The following is a 16,967-nucleotide window of genomic DNA, read 5'->3' as shown; positions in this document are numbered from 1 at the left end:
TGGTCTAATGATTCCGGACACTCATTTAGGCGAGAATATCGCCAGATATAGAGGTGTCTGATGACCAAGCAACGCCGTACCTTCTCCGCTGAATTCAAACGTGAGGCCGCAGGCCTCGTGCTCGATCAAGGTTATAGCCATGTCGAAGCTTCTCGCTCGCTTGGAGTGGTCGAGTCTGCGCTGCGTCGCTGGGTTAGCCAGCTCCAGCAGGAGCGCAATGGCGTGACGCCTCAGAGCAAAGCCCTGACGCCCGAGCAGCAGAAAATTCAGGAGCTGGAAGCGCGCATCGCTCGTCTTGAGCGGGAGAAATCCATTTTAAAAAAGGCTACCGCGCTCTTGATGTCGGAAGAACACGAGCGCTTGCGCTGATCGATCAGCTAGGTGCCCATGAGCCGATCGAATTGCTGTGCGAGATGTTCGAGACACCTCGCTCGTGCTACTACGACCATTGCCAGCGGCGTCGGGCTCCAGACACCGAGCGGGTTCGTTTACTCAGTCGAGTCAATGAGCTGTTCGGGCAAAGTCGAAGCGCTGCTGGCAGCCGCAGTATCGTTTCGGTATTGCAGGAAGATGGCGAGCAAATTGGCCGGTTCAAGGTACGTGGCCTGATGCGGGAACTGGGATTAATCAGCAAGCAACCTGGCTCTCATGCTTATAAAAAAGCAACAGTGGAGAGGCCTGACATTCCGAACATTTTGAATCGGCAGTTCGATGTACCCGCGCCCAATCAGGTTTGGTGTGGCGACATCACCTACATCTGGGCGCAAGGAAAATGGCATTACCTGGCGGTGGTTATGGATCTTTATGCGCGTCGGGTGGTGGGCTGGGCGTTTTCAAACAAACCGGACACGGACTTGGTCATCAAGGCGCTGGACATGGCTTATGAGCAACGCGGCAAGCCTCAGGGCCTGCTGTTTCACTCAGATCAGGGCTCCCAATATGGGAGCCGACAGTTTCGCCAGCGGCTTTGGCGATACCGCATGCGCCAGAGCATGAGTCGCCGAGGTAATTGCTACGACAACTCGCCGATGGAGCGTGTATTCCGCAGCTTGAAAACCGAGTGGATACCCGCCGTGGGCTACATGACGGCCCAAGAGGCACAGCGGGATATCAGTCATTATCTGATGCATCGCTACAACTGGGTTCGGCCACACCAGTTCAATAATGGACTGGCACCCGCTCAGTACGAGAAAAAACTTAACGTCGTGTCCGGGATCAGTTGACCACTACACCCTAGCCATTAGGCAATCCATGCCGATAGTCACTTAACATTGGGTTTCTCATGACACTGCTTTTACCCATCTTAAAATGTAGCCCGATTTCAAGCGGGGCGCGCCAGCCCTTTGAACCAGAGGTTTGAAGATGGAGGCCGTTAGGACAGAAACCGGGCGCAGCCAATCGTCACATCAAATCCTGAACGCATACGCATAGGCACCTCAATTAGCACTCCCCGTAGGCCTGACCACAATCTCACTCACATCCACCCCGTCAGGCTGCTCGATCGCATACATAAGCGCCCGGGCGATCGCGTCCGGCCCCAACGCAACTTTTCGAAACGCTTTCATTGCTTCACGCGCCGTTTCGTCTGAAATCGAGTCGGCCAGTTCTGACTCGACCACGCCGGGGCATATGACCGTCACGCGAATTTTGTCGGTTTCCTGCCGAAGGCCATCGGAGATGGCGCGGACAGCGAATTTGGTGGCGCAGTACACCGAGGCGGTCGGGGAAACGGCGAGGCCACCGATGGACGAGATATTGATCACCTGACCATGCCCTTGTGCTTCCATGCCCGGCAGTACGGCGGCGATGCCGTGCAGCACGCCGCGAATGTTGACGTCGAGCATCTGGTTCCATTCCGCGATTTTCAGCGAGGCGAGTGGCGACAGGGGCATGACGCCTGCGTTGTTAACGATCACGTCGATCTTGCCGAATTCACGCTTGGCGAAGTCGGCAAATGCCTGCACGTCGGCTGCATCGGTGACGTCCAGCGCGCGGAAACGCACCGAGCCGCCTTGCGCTTCGATGTCTGTTGCCAGCGCCTTCAAACGCTCGGTGCGCCGCTGCACGTCATCCGCTCCGACGCGCCGTCCGAATTGATTCATGCTGTTCATCGGCCAGCCCTTTGCCTGATTGTTCAGGGCCGCAAAGAGGTTGGGCTGGGCGATGAGCAGTATGTGTACGACCCGCTCAGCTACCTTGTGGTCGCGGTGACTGTGCCGGTTTCCGGGCAGGTGATTGAAGCGAGTTGCGACGCACCTTATCTATGTATTCGTCTGGATTTCGACCCTGTGCAAATCGCCCGGCTTATTGCCGATGCGCCGCTCAGTGGCGTACCGGACGAGCCACAGCGCGGTCTGTTTCTGGATCGCGTTGACCAGCCTCTGCTTTAGACGGTGCTGCGACTCGTGCGCCTGCTCGATACACCCAGAGACATCGGCATGCTCGCGCCGCTGGCGCTGCAGTATCAGAAACAATTGCGACTGCAGGAAGCTCGGCGGCTGATGATCAATGAAGGTCTGGATGTATCCAGCGCCTGCTACCGCGTCGGTTATGAAAGCCCTTTGCAATTCAGCAGGGAGTACAGCCGCCAATTTGGCTGCCCGCCTTCAACAGACCTGAGCCGGGTACGTCAGATAGTCTGACGCAGCGTCATGCAGTCACTGCCTGGGCGCTGTCAGATGCGCATATTGATCCTGACTGACCCATCCCGTGAACGAACGATCATCGGCGTTGATGAACTCAACCTGGGCCGCGCCATCCTTGAAGGCCAATACCCCGACGACATCACCTTTGACGATGTAGGAGCCACGAGTGGCTTTGGCATTTGGCGTCTTCTGCAGCCATGCCTTGTCAGCCTTGACCTTTACCAGACTTATCCACTGCTTGCTTGCCGTGCGGCTCAGGTCCAGGCCTGTGGCGATTTCCGGCACCAATACATTCAGACAGCCAGAGTGTTGCTGGCCGTGCTCGATGGTCAGTGTCACACCATCAGTCGAGGGCTTTAGTGTTCCCGGATAGGCGCCGTCAGACCAAGACGCTATCGTTACGTCTTTCCCGGCCTCGACAGCGCCTTTTAGATAGAACGCACAACTGAAGGGTGGGTCTTCGCCTATTTCTTCCGCGTAGTAGCCTTCGACTTGATGCTCGGGCGTCACGGCGAGCAACAATTGCTCGTATTTGCCGGAATGCAGTGTCGAATTGTCAGCGGCGGCGGATATGCCGGCAAAGAATGAAACGGTTGCCGTTACGAGCCATCGGAGCAGGGGAAGGTTGTGCGTCATGCTTCAGTCCATTGATGAGGAAAAATGACCTACAGGTACAGATCGCTTTCAAGAGCGTCTTGGGGTGATCAATAGGCAGAGACGCCTACCCACAATCTGCGCAAGGCAGAGATCGAGAAGGGAGCGCAGATTCGTGAGCAAGTCAGGTGTCTGGCCCGCTGCGCCTGATGACACTCCCCAGTCAGCGTAGCCAGCAAAACCTTACTCAGCCTTTTCAGCCTCAGTTTTTTCAGTCGCGCCTGTCTTCGCTTCCAACTCGGCCATTTTGGCCTCCAGCGCTTCAAGGCGGGCGCGGGTGCGGGCGAGGACAGCCATCTGGCTGTCGAACTCTTCGCGGCTGACCAGATCAAGTTTACTGAAGCCGCTTTGCAGCAGGGCCTTGAACTGGGTTTCGAATTCGCCGCGGGGCACTGGCGTTTCGCCGTTGAACAGGCGGGAGGCGTGGCCGCTGAGGGCGTCGAGAAAGGCTTTGGGTGCGAGCATGATGATTTCCCTGAAACAGATGGCGGCAGTGTAACACGCAGTGTCTATAGTCATTTTCAGGTGTGATGTGCACGTTTATGGGGCGCTGTGACGTGCACGCGGGCACCATTGCTGTGCATTCGCTTCATTGCGACACCGCTCTGACCACGCAAAACCTGCCCAAGAACCTGTATTCAATGAATATTCACGAGATGGCAAGCTTTCTGCTTAGTGGCTTATGACCCATGCACTGATGCAGTCGCTGTGACGAATGCAGTGCGGCAGGCGGAGCGGGGATGTTTCGTCATACGCGGTCTTCTGGCGTTGGTCTGGCCTGATCAGGCGGCCGACACGTTACAAAGCCAGGCACTGCGCTTAGACTTGAGTCGGGTTTGTTTTCCTGGGGCAAGTCCACCAAATTCGGGAGAAAGTTTTCATGAAGCTAGTCACTGCCATCATCAAGCCGTTCAAACTGGATGACGTGCGCGAGTCGTTGTCCGAGATCGGCGTGCAGGGCATCACCGTCACTGAAGTCAAAGGCTTCGGGCGTCAGAAGGGTCACACTGAGCTGTACCGCGGTGCTGAATACGTTGTCGACTTCCTTCCAAAAGTGAAGATCGACGTCGCTATCGATGACAAGGATCTGGATCGTGTCATCGAAGCCATAACCAAGGCCGCCAACACCGGCAAGATTGGTGACGGCAAGATTTTTGTGGTCAATCTGGAACAGGCCATTCGCATCCGTACCGGCGAGACCGATACAGACGCAATTTAAGCCGCCAAACCCCAACGCCCCAGGAGAAAACAATATGACTCTGCGTCAATTCGCAGGGCTCGGTGCCCTGTTGTCCCTCGCAATACCTGGTCTTGCCCTGGCGGCTGATCCAGTGGCCGAGCCGGTGCTGAACTCTGGCGACACCGCATGGATGCTGACCGCGACCGCTCTGGTCCTGTTCATGACCATTCCCGGCCTCGCGCTGTTCTACGGCGGCATGGTTCGCTCGAAAAACATCCTGTCGGTGATGATGCAGTGTTTCGCTATCACCGGTCTGATCAGCATCCTCTGGGTCGTCTACGGCTACAGCATTGCGTTTGACACAACCGGTATGGAAGCGGGCGTCGTCAACTTCAACTCTTTCTTTGGCGGTATGGGTAAAGCGTTCCTGGCGGGCATCACGCCGGCGAGCATTACCGGTCCTGCCGCATTGTTCCCTGAGGCGGTGTTCGTCACCTTCCAGATGACCTTTGCAATCATCACCCCCGCGCTGATCGTCGGTGCTTTCGCAGAACGCATGAAGTTCTCTGCGATGCTGATCTTCATGGGTATCTGGTTCACTCTGGTCTACGCACCTATCGCCCACATGGTCTGGGGCGGCGTTGGTGGTCTGCTGTGGGACTGGGGCGTTCTCGACTTCGCAGGCGGCACTGTGGTGCACATCAACGCCGGTGTAGCCGGTCTGGTGGCTTGCCTGGTACTGGGCAAGCGCAAAGGCTTCCCTACCACGCCGATGGCTCCGCACAACCTGGGTTACACCCTGATCGGCGCAGCAATGCTCTGGGTGGGCTGGTTCGGCTTCAACGCAGGTTCTGCCGCAGCGGCCAACGGCACAGCCGGTATGGCAATGCTGGTCACGCAAATCGCTACCGCCGCTGCCGCACTGGGCTGGATGTTCGCCGAGTGGCTGACCCACGGCAAGCCAAGCGCTCTGGGCATCGCATCGGGTGTGGTTGCCGGTCTGGTCGCCGTTACCCCGGCCGCCGGTACAGTCGGCCCGATGGGCGCTTTGATCATCGGTCTGGCAGCAGGCGTCATCTGCTTCTTCTGCGCCACCAGCCTCAAGCGCAAGCTCGGCTATGACGACTCCCTGGATGCGTTCGGCGTGCACGGTATCGGCGGCATCGTCGGTGCAATCCTGACTGGCGTGTTTGCAGCGCCGGCACTGGGTGGCTTCGGCACCGTGACCGACGTCGGTGCTCAGGTCTGGATTCAGTTCAAGGGCGTTGCGTTCACCGTCGTCTACACCGCGATCGTGACCTTCATCATCCTCAAGGTGCTGGATGCGGTGATGGGTCTGCGTGTCACCGACGAGGAAGAGTCTGTCGGTCTGGACCTTGCGCAACACAACGAGCGTGGCTACAACTTGTAACCCGCTGGCGATGCAAAAAAGAATGCCCGGTCTCCGGGCATTTTTTTTGTCTGAAGTTTGCGGATAAACCGCGCCGTTTTGCTGTCATTGATCTTGCCTGTGTCAATGATTTCGGCGACGTGACGCAGAGCAGGTGACGATGCTGCAGCAGTCTTCGTTAACTTGCAGGGAAGCCGGTTTATTGCGCGCTTTGCTTTTTTCTCAGTCGAGTTAGAATGCGCGCCGAAGGTGCGGAGAACGGTATGTGGCATCAATCCAGGATTGCCTTGCGGGCGAGGCCCCGCGGGTTCCATCTGGTGACTGACGAAATAGTCGCAGGCTTGCCCCAGCTGCGGGATTGTCGCGTCGGGTTGCTGCATGTATGGCTGCAACATACCTCGGCTTCGTTGACCGTCAACGAAAATGCCGACCCGGCGGTACGTCGTGACTTTGAGCGTTTTTTCAACCGTCTGGTGCCTCAGGGCGTGGACGGCTACGAACATGACGACGAAGGCCCTGATGACTTGCCAGCGCATTTCAAGGCCAGTTTGCTGGGCTGCCAGTTGGTTTTGCCGGTCACGGCGGGTCGACTGGCGCTGGGCACCTGGCAAGGTATTTACCTGGGCGAACATCGAGATGCTGGTGGGTCTCGTAACGTCCTCGCCACCCTTCAGGGTGAGTAGACATCGCCGCTGCTGTCAGCGGTGTTGAATTTTTCCGATCGCCATAGCAGTTCCCGGCGCTTGGGCTATAACTAATCAGCTTTCGCAAGTCATGAGGTAGAACATGAGCGACGACGATACTAACGACGATCTGGTAGACGACCTGGAAGGCGAAGAGGACGGTGAGGAGCTTGCAGCTGCTTCCCCGGAAGACGAGTCTGCTGAGCCAGACGACTCCGACGCTCCGGCAGCACCCGCCAAAGGCAAGGCCAAGGCCGCAGTGTCGGTCGAGGAGTTGCCTAGCGTAGAAGCCAAGAACAAGGAACGTGATGCTCTGGCGCGTGCCATGGAAGAATTCCTGGCGCGCGGCGGCAAGGTGCAGGAAGTGGAGGCCAATGTGGTCGCCGATCCGCCCAAGAAGCCTGACAACAAATACGGCAGCCGACCTATTTAAGGGCACAGATGCTGTATGAGAAAAAGCCCGCCGTCGCTGCGGGCTTTTTCTATTGTGGGCGTTTCATGCCGGTTTCAGGCCCAGCGCGCCAATACCTCCGGCAGTTGCGACAGGTTGTGTATCTCGGCATCCGGCAGGCGGTCTGCGTCCCAGACCTTGCCCTGCGGGTTGTACCAGATCGCGCGCATGCCAGCCTGGTGTGCGCCTGCAATATCGTCTTTGGGGTGATCGCCGACATGCACTGCCACCGAGGCATCAACGTCTGCGCGCCTCAGTGCCTCGTGGAACAGCGCCGGGTCTGGCTTGCCAATGCCGAGGTCTTCGGCGCACAGGGCAAAGGCGAAGTAGTCTGCCAGCCCCAGTCGCCGTACATCGGCGTTGCCATTGGTGATCACGCCCAGGGTAAAAGTCTTGGCGAGGATTTCCAGAGTGGGCTGCACCTCCGGAAAAATTTGCACCTTGTGACGGTTGTGCAAGAAGACCTCAAAGCTCTCATCGGCGAGGCTTTGCGCCTCGTCGCAGTCGTAGCCGGCATCTTCAAGGGCGTGAAACAACACACGTTGGCGCAGCGCGCTGATCCGGTGCTTAAGTGAGGGGTCTGCCGCCAGCAGCCGCGAGCGGATCTCCCACAGGTGTTCGACGGGGACCGGCCCCAGCTTCGGCGCATGTTCTGTCAGCCAGTCACGCAAAATGGCTTCGGCACTGGCAATGGCTGGGGCTGTGTCCCAGAGCGTGTCATCAAGATCGAACGTCACCAGCTTAATCATCTGCAGATCCTTTACGTTTGGCGCGCGGATGGGCGTTGTCATAGACAGTCGCCAGGTGCTGAAAGTCCAAGTGCGTGTAGATCTGCGTCGTTTTGATGTCAGCGTGGCCGAGCAGCTCCTGCACTGCGCGCAAGTCCTGGGACGATTCCAGCAGGTGACTGGCGAAAGAATGACGCAGCATGTGCGGGTGCAGATTCTGCCCCAGCTCTCGCTCGCCAGCCGCCTTGAGCCTGACCTGAACCGCCCGTGGGCCGAGACGCTTGCCTTGCCGGGTGACGAACACCGCATCGTCCTGCGGGTTGGCCAGCGCGCGTAGCGGCAGCCAGGTTTCCAGCGCCCGACGTGCCTTGCTGCCGACAGGCAGCACACGGGTTTTGCTGCCCTTGCCCAGAACCTGTATCAGGCCATCGCTAAGGTCTAGCTGGTCAAGGTTCAGGCCGGTCAGCTCCGACAGGCGCAGGCCTGATGAGTAGAACAGCTCCAGAATGGCGTGATCGCGGTGCGCCAGAAAATCATCTTCAACGCCACCGTCCAGCAATTGCGCGGTGCGGTCGGTGTCGAGCGTCTTGGGCAAGCGGCGTTCGCCCTTGGGCGGGGACAGGCCATTGGCAGGGTCGTGTGCGCAGATGGCCTCACGGTTCAGGTATTTGTAGAAGCCACGCACCGCCGACAGCATTCGCGCCAGGCTTCGTGAAGACTGGCCTTGTTGGTGCTGGCGGGCAGTAAAGCTGCGCAGATGCTGGATATCCAGCTCATTCCAGCTCGACAGTTGGGCTTTCTGGCAATACGCCAGAACCTTGCCCAGATCGCGTCGGTAGGCTTCAAGCGTATGCGGCGACACCTGGCGCTCACTGCGCAGGTGCATGCAGTACGCGTCCAGGTGCTGTTCCACGGCTAGCGGACCGAGCGTAACGAATGGGCGAAACGAGGCAGCAGACGGCTCAGCACGTCAGCGATATAGCTGAGAAACAACGTGCCGACGGAGCTTTTGTAGTGCTGCGGATCACGGCTGCCAATTGCCAGCACGCCATGCAGGCCCAGATGGTTGAGGCTGGCGATAGCGGTCGAGCCGACTTCCTTGCCTTGCTCTTCACCAAACAGAAAGGCCAGCTCATGCTCACGCAGCGCGCCGCAAATGATCTTGTCGCCAATCAGACCGCCGATGGCTTTCTGCGCGTCGACAGTACTGACCCAGCGACCTACCTGCATCGGGGTGTCGCTGAACAGGATCAGGCTGACGAAGGGCACCTGAAAATCCTGGCGCAAACTGTCTTCCACTGCGATGACAAGCTCGTCCAGGCTGGTGGCGTCCATCAGGGCAAGGTTCAGGCGTCGGGTTTTTTCGAACAGGCGATCGTTGTCCCGTGCGACGTCCATCAACTGCGACAGGCGATGGCGCATTTCGATGTTCCGTTCACGCAACAGTTTGAGCTGCCGCTCGACCAGCGAGACGGTGTCACCACGCTGGTGGGGAATGCGCATCGATACCAGCAGCTCGTCGTGCTCGGCAAAGAACTCCGGGTGTTCCAGCAGAAAAGCGATGACCGCTTCTGCCTCAAGGTCTGGCGCTGCGGCATCGACGGGCGATTCGCCGGGGGTGCCGGTTGAAGCTGGAGGCTGATCGGTCATCATGGTTACTCGCTTAAAGACGAACTTGGCCTTCGTAGACCCGAGTCGCAGGGCCGGTCATCATCACTGAATGTCCCGGGCCAGCCCATTCGATGGACAGGCGACCTCCGGGCAGGTCGATCAGCAAGGGTGAATCCATCCAGCCCTGGCTGATAGCGGCAACTGCTGCCGCGCAGGCGCCGGTGCCACAGGCCTGGGTTTCCCCTGCGCCGCGCTCCCAGACGCGCAACTGCGCGCGCTGGCGATCCACAACATGCAGGAAGCCGACATTGACCCGTGCCGGAAAGCGCGGGTGATGTTCGATCTTCGCGCCGAGTTCGTGTACCGGCGCATTGTTGATGTCATCGACACGCAGTACGGCGTGAGGATTGCCCATCGACACAGCGGCAAGCTCGACCGTCTGCCCGTCTACTTCGACCGAGTAGCTGCTGACTTGCTCCGCTGCCTGAAACGGAATCTCTTGCGGAGCGAACCGAGGCGGCCCCATATCGACGCTGATCTGCCCGTCGCTGCGGATATCCAGCTCGATGATGCCGCCTTTGGTTTCGACGCGAATCTGTTTCTTGGCGGTCAGGCGCTTGTCGAGCACGAAGCGTGCGAAACAGCGTGCGCCATTGCCGCATTGTTCGACTTCAGAGCCGTCCGAATTGAAGATTCGATAGCGAAAATCAACGTCCGGGTTGGTAGGCGCCTCGACCAGCAGCAACTGGTCGAAACCGATGCCGGTGTGGCGGTCGCCCCATTGTTTGGCGTGCTTGGGCAAAATATGCGCGTGCTGACTGACCAGGTCCAGAACCATGAAGTCGTTACCCAGCCCGTGCATCTTGGTAAAACGCAGCAGCATGGGATTACTCCGGCAGCAGGCTTTCGCCAGCGAACAGCTCGGCCACGGTTTCGCGACGACGGACTTCAAAAGCCTGAGTACCGTCGACCAATACCTCGGCGGCGCGGCCACGGGTGTTGTAGTTCGAGCTCATGACGAAGCCATAGGCACCGGCTGAATGCACCGCCAGCAGATCGCCTTCGGCCAGTGCCAGTTCGCGGCCCTTGGCGAGAAAATCACCGGTCTCGCAGATCGGACCCACTATGTCATAGGCACGAGCTTCGCCGTCACGAGGGCGCACCGCCGTGACGTCCATCCAGGCCTGATACAGGGCCGGGCGGATCAGGTCGTTCATCGCCGCATCGACGATGGCGAAGTCCTTGTGCTCGGTATGCTTGAGGTATTCGACACGGCTCAGCAGCACGCCGGCGTTGGCGACGATGAAGCGCCCCGGTTCGAACAGCAAGCCCAGGTCGCGACCGGCCAGACGCTCGCGCACAGCCTTGATGTAGTCGGCTGCCAGCGGTGGCTCTTCATCGCGGTAACGCACACCCAGGCCTCCACCCAGGTCAATGTGGTGCAAGTGAATACCGCAATCGCCCAAACGATCGACCAACTGCAGCAGGCGATCCAGTGCATCGATGAACGGCTCAAGCGTGGTCAGCTGCGAACCGATGTGGCAATCGACGCCGATCACTTCGAGGTTCGGCAACTGCGAGGCGCGAATGTAAACGTCTTCGGCCGCCGCAATGGCGATGCCGAACTTGTTTTCTTTCAGGCCGGTGGAGATGTACGGGTGGGTGCCCGCGTCCACGTCCGGATTGACGCGCAGCGAAATCGGCGCACGAACGTTGAGTTCAGCGGCGACGTCCTGCAGGCGCTCCAGTTCGTCGGTGGATTCGACGTTAAAGCAGTGCACGCCGACTTCGAGGGCGCGGCGCATGTCTTCACGGGTCTTGCCGACGCCGGAGAAGACGATCTTCTCCGCCTTGCCGCCAGCGGCCAGCACGCGCTCAAGTTCACCACGCGACACAATGTCGAAACCGGCGCCAAGACGCGCCAGGACATTGAGCACACCCAGGTTGGAGTTGGCTTTGACGGCGAAGCAGACCATGTGCGGCATACCGCTCAGCGCGTCGGCGTAGGCACGATATTGCGCCTCGATGTGAGCGCGTGAGTAGACATACGTCGGCGTGCCGAAGCGCTCGGCAATGGCAGACAATGCTACCCCTTCCGCGAACAGCTCACCGTCGCGGTAGTTGAAGGCGTCCATTGGATTCCCTTAAAGGTGCTTGTGCGATTGCGATTTGGCTTGTTCTTCCGGAGTTTTGGTGTCATCGGGCAGATACAGCGGGCCTTTTTGGCCGCAGGCGGTAACAAGACAAGCGACCGCGACAAGCGCAGCAAGCGAAGAGATCAGGCGCTTCATGGCGAAATCCTTTGTAAAAGCATTAATTGCGCCCGAGTATACCGACCACCCGGCACCTTGCCTATGCGAGGGGCCTCCCGTCGAGCGGGGCTCGTGCATTAATGTGTTCATCTGACAACAACCGACGGTTAGGCTTTGCATTTGCCCGACAGCGTCCGTATCTTGCGCGTTTGCGCTATCAGCAGACATTAATCGAGGTTCCCGTAATGAGTTTGACCGAAGCGCGTTTCCACGACCTCGTCGATGCGACTCAACAGAATATCGAAGACGTTTTCGACGAGAGCGGTCTGGATGTCGATCTGGAAAACTCGGCCGGTGTACTGACCGTCAAGTTCGAAGGCGGCTCGCAGCTGATTTTCAGCCGTCAGGAACCGCTCCGTCAGCTCTGGCTAGCCGCTAAATCGGGTGGTTTTCACTTCGACTACGATGAAGACGAGAGCCGTTGGGCATGTGACACCAGTGACGAGCTGCTCAGCGAGATGCTTGCGCGCATGACGCTCGAGCAGGCTGGTGCCGACCTGGACTTCTCCGAGATCTGATCGTGAGCCAGACTACCGCCCGACCGCCCAAGCCATTGTTCAGCAACGTCAGCCCTGCAGTAGCGTCGCCCTGCATCAGTCTGTGTCGGCTCGATGAGCAAAAGGTCTGCCTGGGATGCTTTCGTCACGTCGAAGACATCCGCGAATGGCGCTCGGCCGATGACGACCGGCGTCGGCAGATTCGCCGCGAGGCAGAAGATCGCCGTGCCAGCGTCGAGTACGGCCAGCCTGCTGGCTGAGACGTCGTCGGGTTGTGTATTTGCTGCGCTGTGTTAGTGTCGAAGGCTGCTTCTTTAGATAAAGAAGCCCGTCAAACCCCGCCTATCGGCGGGGTTTTGTTTTATTCATGGAGAATAAAGGAGTCTGCCCAGACCATGACCACAGCACCTTCGATCATCCTCACCCGTCTCGACGTACAGCGTCTTGAAAGCTTTATCGCCAGCCAGGACGAAGACGCGCCGGGTATCCAGGCGTTACAGGCCGAACTGGACCGTGCCGAGCAAGTGGTTGGCCACGATGAAGTGCCTGCAGGCGTTGTGACCATGAACTCACGCGTGCACTGCCGCGAAGAAGTCAGTGGCAAGGATTACCACCTCAAGCTTGTCTACCCGCAGGATGCTGGCGCAGAGGGCACTGTCTCGGTTCTCGCGCCTATGGGCTCGGCCTTGCTGGGCCTGCAGGTCGGCCAGCATATCGACTGGCCCGCGCCGGGCGGCAAGACCCTGAAACTGACCTTGCTGGCGGTGGAATATCAGCCGGAAGCGGCGGGTGAGTACGAGTAATCGAGAACCTCTCTTGCGGCGCCGCACGATCAAGACCGGACGCAGAGCGTCCAGAGCTGCATACCCACGCTGAGCATGGGCACGATAGTGATCTACTTCCTCACTCCAGCGTGGGAATGCCTTGGGTGACGCTCTGCGTCACAAGTCTGCGCCGCGCCGCATAGTCAGGATTGGACGCATAACGTCCAGAGCTGCATACCCACGCGGAGCGCCGGGACGATAAGTAAGGTGATAGTCACGCTTGATCCATCGCCTCGTTCAGCAGCTTTTCCAGCTCGGCCTTGTGGCGCAGGAAGAGGATGCTCTGCCCGTGCCGCTCATCCAGCAGGCCGGAAATATCCAGGTCAGTGATGTAACAGCGATAGCGCTGCGGTTCCAGACGTTTGCCGAGGATTTGCCGAGCAACGGCGGCGTATAGCTGATCGCCGTATTCCAGCTCGGAAAACTCGCTGTTGTCGCAGTACAGCGTAGTGTTCAGCTGTCCCGGCGAGGCTTCTTCGATGATTGCCTGCACGTCGTAAAACGGTTTGTCCGTTGCAGTTGGCGCCAGGCGCTGTTCGATGCGTCGCGCAAGACCGGGCCCGGAAGGCAGCACCTGATAGTAAAGGGTCTCGAGGGAAAGCGGCTCGGACGGATTATCCAGCGGCAGGGAGGCGCCCCGACGATAGACCAATGAGTGGAAAAAGCGCTGCAGCGGCAGTAACAGGCTTTGCTCGTCGTGGTAGGGCACGCGCTGGTGCCAGAGCGAATTGTGCTCGTCGAGCACGTACAGGTCGGCATCCGGCTCGTTGATCCGGTAAAACACCTGAATGCATTCCGGCTGCCCGAACGGCAGAATCAGGGCCAGGTCGTGGCCGTCGAGTGCCTGAGGGTCGAGGTGCAAGGGGCTATAAGTCGGCAGCTCCTCACCCAGGTATTTGAATAACCCTGGCAAACTGTTCACCACCACATGGCCGACCTGCCCTGGCCTTATTTCCAGAACGTGGTACTGCTGCTGCACCTGAATCAGGTAGCGATGGTTCAGCCGTCTGGCGAGTAACAACCGCGCGGTGCTGATCAGTTCCTCGACACGCTGGGCGATGGCTGGCGCGCGGTTATGACAGAAGCAACGCACCTGAATCCGTGGCTGTTCTCCATCTACCGGCAAGCTGCCGAGCAGTTCGCTCATGCAATCAAGCAAGGCGTGCGGGCCGTCATAGCGGCTGACCAGCGTTTCGTTCCAGCTATTGAGCGTGATCTGGTCCAGCGTCAGCACCAGGTTTTCCCTCACCCCGGCGTAACTGAGCGCATCCGTGCGCTCGGTTGTCATCAGGATGTTGAGATCGCGGTGATGCCTGAGCGGGTCGACGCCGACATTGATCAGCAGCAATATTTCACTGGGCACGCTTGGCTTGAGCAACGCCTCGTCGTCCACTTCAGGGAGCGGCAATTCGATGCTCTGCTGCAGGGCGCCGAGCAGGTTGAACAGCTCGGATTCACTCAGATCGCTGGCGCCCGGGTGCAGCGCCAAACGGGTCGTGGAGTCGATCACGGTGTTGCGGTGGCACCAGGTCAACAGTTCCAGCAACTCCCGGCTACGTTTGATCGGCGTGAAGTTCGGCCATTCATGAATGCTCAGGTTGCCGTTGTACAACGCCCATTGATGCTTGCCGGGCTCGCGTTTATTGGGCGAATGCACCAGCGTCAGTGTGTCTTCGGCCAGGTCCGGAGCGATCCCCGGGTTGATGAATTCGACCTTGCCCGCCTTGCGCTCGAACGCCGCATAGAGGCGGCGTCCAAGGATAGTCAGGTCGCGGGCGCCGGGCGTGTCGGCGGTGCGTTGCGTTTTGGCGAACTGGGCCTGAAAGCGATAGCTGTAATTCAGCTCGTTGACCAGCGCGCGGCGCTCACTCGCCACCTGGCGTACTTTCCATTGACTGCGGCTGTCGAGCAGCGCCAAGTGCCGCTCGTCCCAGCCCCATTCCGAGGTCAGGCGTTCCAGCAACTGGCGCTGCCAGCCGATGTTGCGCTGACGAGTGGACCCGCTGAGCTTCTTGTTGACCTTCAGGTACAGACTGCGGCGCACAAGCTCCAGCCGTTCCGGCTCATTGCGCGCTTGCAGGTGCTCTTCGATACGCCGGTAGACGACCACATACGGGTCCAGCTCATCCAGGTTCAGTTGATTGGCGAACACAGCCTGCTTGAAACGCAGACTCAGGCACTGGACGCGCGGATGCTCACTGGAATACACCTCGATCAACAGCAGCTTGAGCACTGACTTGTAGGGTGATTCGATGCCTTTGAACAGTTGCCACAACCCTGCGCCAACAAACTCCGCCGGCGGAATGTGCGACATCGGGCCTAGATCGAGCACTTCACTGGCGCGAATGAAGCGTTTGTTGAGGAGCGTGTGGGTGTATTCCTCGTAATTCTGCTCCTCATAGACCGGCACCATCCACCACATCGGGGTGCGGCCAGCGAGCCAGATTGCGGTGCGATAGAACTCGTCCAGCAGCAGGTAATGCTGGGTCGTGCCGCAATCGTCCGAGCTGAGCTGCGAGTCGCGATCACCGCTTCTGAAGCGTTGTGGGTCGATCAGGAAAAAATGCGCCTCCGCTCCCATCGTGGCCGCCCAGGCTTCGAGGGCCTGACATTTCTTGCGCAGCTCGGCGATGGCGTCTGTGTCCAGCGTACTGTCGTGACAGACCCACACATCCATATCGCTTTGTTCAGCCTGAGCGAGCGTGCCGAGGCTGCCCATCAGGAACAGGCCATGAATAGGTTGAGGCGGATGACCGTGGCGCGCCTTGTACGAGAACGAGCGCGTCAGGCGCTGAGCTTCTGCCAGCGCCAGGGTGTCTGGCTCATAGTGCGAGACACCCGCTGGCGTGCTGCCTGAAACGTAGCCCGGCAACAGAGGATGATTGACGTGGAAAAACAGCGGCAGCAGGGTCAGAACACTTTGCTGGCGGGTTGAGAGCCCTTCGAGGGCGCGCGCGTACCGCCCGTCATTGAGGGACAGGAAGCGGTTGCGCAACTGGCTGAGCACCTTGCGGTCGATGCCCTCATCCAGGTCGGGGCGAATTTCAGGATTACGCGTCATCGCAACTCAAGGCATCTGGCCTGTGCAGCCGTGGAATTGCTGAGCAAGATGGCGAAGAAGGTTTGCAGCCGAGAGAAACGGGTTCGTTCGGGTTGTCGTTCTGGCGCCAGTATCGGTTATCGACCGGGAGTCAGATAAGTGAAGGGCCTGCCACAGGTTTTTGTGCGCAGGCCCCGCGGCCTTCAGGCCGCCTGTTCAGATACGCTGAGGATGGTCAGCAGGGATTGGGCGTGTTGCGCCGCTTCAAGTCCGAGGCTGGTCAGATAACCGCCATCGACCTGAGTCGTGAGACCTTTTTCGAACAGTCTTTTTGCTGCTGCGACGGCAGTGGGGGCCGCGACGTGATGGACTTTGAGGCCTTCCTGGGTATTTCCCAGATTGAACAGTGCAAGGATTTCCAGTTCGGCAACCAACTCAGGGGTATACGACATAGGTACTCCAGACTTTTTGTAATGGTACGACCTGGCCGGCTGGCGGGTGGGTTCTGGAATCGACGTGTCCGTTCTTCGCTCGTCGGTTCTGGATGACCGTTAAAGCCGGTTTGGCGAGATGGCCCCGGAGGATTCAGCGGCAGCGGGGCATTTGCAGTGTAGTCAGCGTCCGAAGTGTTTGCAGCATATATATCGACGACATGAACGGCCGGATGATTATTTCTCGGGCGGCAGCTCAGGCAGGGCGCGCAAGGCAGCTTCGTACCATTGCGTGTCGAACGGACGGTCCTGTTCAAGCAAGGCATCGATTTCGATGGCCAGAACGTGCGCCATCATTTCGAGAATGTCTTCACGCTCGTAATTCACCAGGGTCAGCATGTTGAATACCGCTTTGGCCGCTGGCGGGTTACCGGCTTCTATCTGGTTCTCGATGGCTTCGATCAGGGTCGAAGCGGCAAATTCTTCTTCGTCGTTGTCGATTGCGTCGGTCATGGTAAATC

The 16,967-nt window shown here is 58.9% G+C and carries 20 protein-coding genes and 2 pseudogenes; 10 read left to right on the top strand and 12 right to left on the bottom strand.

What is annotated here, in order from left to right:
• Window positions 1–60: 60 nt before the first annotated feature.
• A protein-coding gene (locus tag I9H09_RS25165; protein ID WP_122346372.1) for an IS3 family transposase occupies window positions 61–1,223 on the top strand; the annotation gives its coding sequence in 2 pieces (ribosomal slippage) (window positions 61–316 and window positions 316–1,223; 1,164 coding nt in all).
• 213 nt (window positions 1,224–1,436) lie between these two features.
• Here I9H09_RS25165 and I9H09_RS25160 read toward each other — a convergent pair.
• Window positions 1,437–2,111, bottom strand: a complete 675-nt coding sequence (locus I9H09_RS25160; RefSeq protein WP_329610890.1) for an SDR family oxidoreductase — start codon at window positions 2,109–2,111, stop codon at window positions 1,437–1,439.
• Between I9H09_RS25160 and I9H09_RS25155 the strand changes: the two are divergent.
• A pseudogene (locus tag I9H09_RS25155) lies at window positions 2,013–2,642 on the top strand (AraC family transcriptional regulator N-terminal domain-containing protein). The gene I9H09_RS25160 and the pseudogene I9H09_RS25155 sit on opposite strands and share 99 nt — an antisense overlap.
• A gap of 15 nt (window positions 2,643–2,657) precedes the next feature.
• Here the strand turns inward: I9H09_RS25155 and I9H09_RS25150 are convergent.
• The gene (locus tag I9H09_RS25150) at window positions 2,658–3,281 is read right to left on the bottom strand and encodes a hypothetical protein (RefSeq protein WP_024668938.1); all 624 of its coding nucleotides are present in this window, start codon (window positions 3,279–3,281) and stop codon (window positions 2,658–2,660) included.
• A 90-nt stretch (window positions 3,282–3,371) separates the two neighbouring features.
• Here I9H09_RS25150 and I9H09_RS25145 point away from each other — a divergent pair.
• A pseudogene (locus I9H09_RS25145) lies at window positions 3,372–3,449 on the top strand (addiction module antidote protein, HigA family); the annotation flags it as partial.
• Between the two features lie 33 nt (window positions 3,450–3,482).
• Here I9H09_RS25145 and I9H09_RS25140 read toward each other — a convergent pair.
• Complete coding sequence (locus I9H09_RS25140) at window positions 3,483–3,764, bottom strand: accessory factor UbiK family protein (RefSeq protein ID WP_122346478.1); 282 nt, start codon at window positions 3,762–3,764, stop codon at window positions 3,483–3,485.
• A 415-nt stretch (window positions 3,765–4,179) separates the two neighbouring features.
• On the opposite strand from I9H09_RS25140, the gene glnK reads away from it, so the two are divergent.
• The 4 genes from glnK (at window position 4,180) to sutA (ending at window position 6,985) form a co-directional block, all read left to right on the top strand.
• The gene (gene glnK, locus I9H09_RS25135) at window positions 4,180–4,518 is read left to right on the top strand and encodes a P-II family nitrogen regulator (protein WP_002555808.1); all 339 of its coding nucleotides are present in this window, start codon (window positions 4,180–4,182) and stop codon (window positions 4,516–4,518) included.
• 34 nt (window positions 4,519–4,552) lie between these two features.
• Entirely contained in the window at window positions 4,553–5,890 is a 1,338-nt protein-coding gene (locus tag I9H09_RS25130) for an ammonium transporter (protein WP_005887772.1), read from the top strand.
• A gap of 242 nt (window positions 5,891–6,132) precedes the next feature.
• A complete protein-coding gene (locus tag I9H09_RS25125) occupies window positions 6,133–6,552 on the top strand; it encodes a secondary thiamine-phosphate synthase enzyme YjbQ (RefSeq protein ID WP_005887776.1) in 420 nt (139 codons plus the stop codon).
• Between the two features lie 103 nt (window positions 6,553–6,655).
• Window positions 6,656–6,985 carry a transcriptional regulator SutA gene (gene sutA, locus I9H09_RS25120; protein WP_117150092.1) on the top strand — a complete coding sequence of 110 codons (330 nt, stop codon included), beginning with the start codon at window positions 6,656–6,658 and terminating at the stop codon, window positions 6,983–6,985.
• Between the two features lie 74 nt (window positions 6,986–7,059).
• On the opposite strand, the gene I9H09_RS25115 is transcribed toward sutA, so the two are convergent.
• From I9H09_RS25115 to lptM, 6 genes are read right to left on the bottom strand one after another with little or no spacing between them, the layout of a single operon-like run.
• Entirely contained in the window at window positions 7,060–7,752 is a 693-nt protein-coding gene (locus I9H09_RS25115; RefSeq protein ID WP_054989868.1) for an HAD family hydrolase, read from the bottom strand.
• Entirely contained in the window at window positions 7,745–8,644 is a 900-nt protein-coding gene (gene xerC / locus I9H09_RS25110; protein WP_024668940.1) for a tyrosine recombinase XerC, read from the bottom strand. Before xerC ends, I9H09_RS25115 begins: the two co-directional genes overlap by 8 nt.
• 2 nt (window positions 8,645–8,646) lie before the next feature.
• Window positions 8,647–9,381 (bottom strand): DUF484 family protein, encoded by a 735-nt coding sequence (locus tag I9H09_RS25105; RefSeq protein WP_005887784.1) that lies wholly within the window; start codon window positions 9,379–9,381, stop codon window positions 8,647–8,649.
• 13 nt (window positions 9,382–9,394) lie between these two features.
• Window positions 9,395–10,225, bottom strand: a complete 831-nt coding sequence (gene dapF, locus I9H09_RS25100; protein WP_122346479.1) for a diaminopimelate epimerase — start codon at window positions 10,223–10,225, stop codon at window positions 9,395–9,397.
• Window positions 10,226–10,229: 4 nt separating this feature from the next.
• Window positions 10,230–11,477, bottom strand: a complete 1,248-nt coding sequence (lysA, locus tag I9H09_RS25095) for a diaminopimelate decarboxylase (protein ID WP_024668942.1) — start codon at window positions 11,475–11,477, stop codon at window positions 10,230–10,232.
• Between the two features lie 9 nt (window positions 11,478–11,486).
• On the bottom strand, window positions 11,487–11,633 hold the full coding sequence (lptM, locus tag I9H09_RS25090; protein WP_003377923.1) for an LPS translocon maturation chaperone LptM: 147 nt from the start codon (window positions 11,631–11,633) through the stop codon (window positions 11,487–11,489).
• Window positions 11,634–11,839: 206 nt separating this feature from the next.
• Between lptM and cyaY the strand changes: the two genes are divergently transcribed.
• The 3 genes from cyaY (at window position 11,840) to rnk (ending at window position 12,954) form a co-directional block, all read left to right on the top strand.
• Window positions 11,840–12,172 (top strand): iron donor protein CyaY, encoded by a 333-nt coding sequence (cyaY, locus tag I9H09_RS25085; protein ID WP_005887789.1) that lies wholly within the window; start codon window positions 11,840–11,842, stop codon window positions 12,170–12,172.
• A gap of 2 nt (window positions 12,173–12,174) precedes the next feature.
• Complete coding sequence (locus I9H09_RS25080; RefSeq protein WP_191867526.1) at window positions 12,175–12,411, top strand: DUF1289 domain-containing protein; 237 nt, start codon at window positions 12,175–12,177, stop codon at window positions 12,409–12,411.
• Between the two features lie 135 nt (window positions 12,412–12,546).
• Complete coding sequence (gene rnk, locus I9H09_RS25075; RefSeq protein WP_024668944.1) at window positions 12,547–12,954, top strand: nucleoside diphosphate kinase regulator; 408 nt, start codon at window positions 12,547–12,549, stop codon at window positions 12,952–12,954.
• A 235-nt stretch (window positions 12,955–13,189) separates the two neighbouring features.
• On the opposite strand, the gene I9H09_RS25070 is transcribed toward rnk, so the two are convergent.
• The 3 genes from I9H09_RS25070 to I9H09_RS25060 all read right to left on the bottom strand — a co-directional run bounded on the left by I9H09_RS25070 (window position 13,190) and on the right by I9H09_RS25060 (window position 16,959).
• Window positions 13,190–16,036, bottom strand: a complete 2,847-nt coding sequence (locus I9H09_RS25070; RefSeq protein ID WP_122346481.1) for a class I adenylate cyclase — start codon at window positions 16,034–16,036, stop codon at window positions 13,190–13,192.
• 182 nt (window positions 16,037–16,218) lie between these two features.
• Complete coding sequence (locus tag I9H09_RS25065) at window positions 16,219–16,467, bottom strand: TIGR02647 family protein (protein WP_024690703.1); 249 nt, start codon at window positions 16,465–16,467, stop codon at window positions 16,219–16,221.
• A gap of 216 nt (window positions 16,468–16,683) precedes the next feature.
• Complete coding sequence (locus I9H09_RS25060) at window positions 16,684–16,959, bottom strand: hypothetical protein (protein WP_005887799.1); 276 nt, start codon at window positions 16,957–16,959, stop codon at window positions 16,684–16,686.
• Between the last annotated feature and the right edge of the window lie 8 nt (window positions 16,960–16,967).

This window comes from Pseudomonas tremae (genome assembly GCF_023278125.1).
GTDB lineage: Bacteria > Pseudomonadota > Gammaproteobacteria > Pseudomonadales > Pseudomonadaceae > Aquipseudomonas > Aquipseudomonas tremae.
Note: the sequence above shows the minus strand (reverse complement) of the source record. Positions and strands in the feature narration are given on the sequence as shown.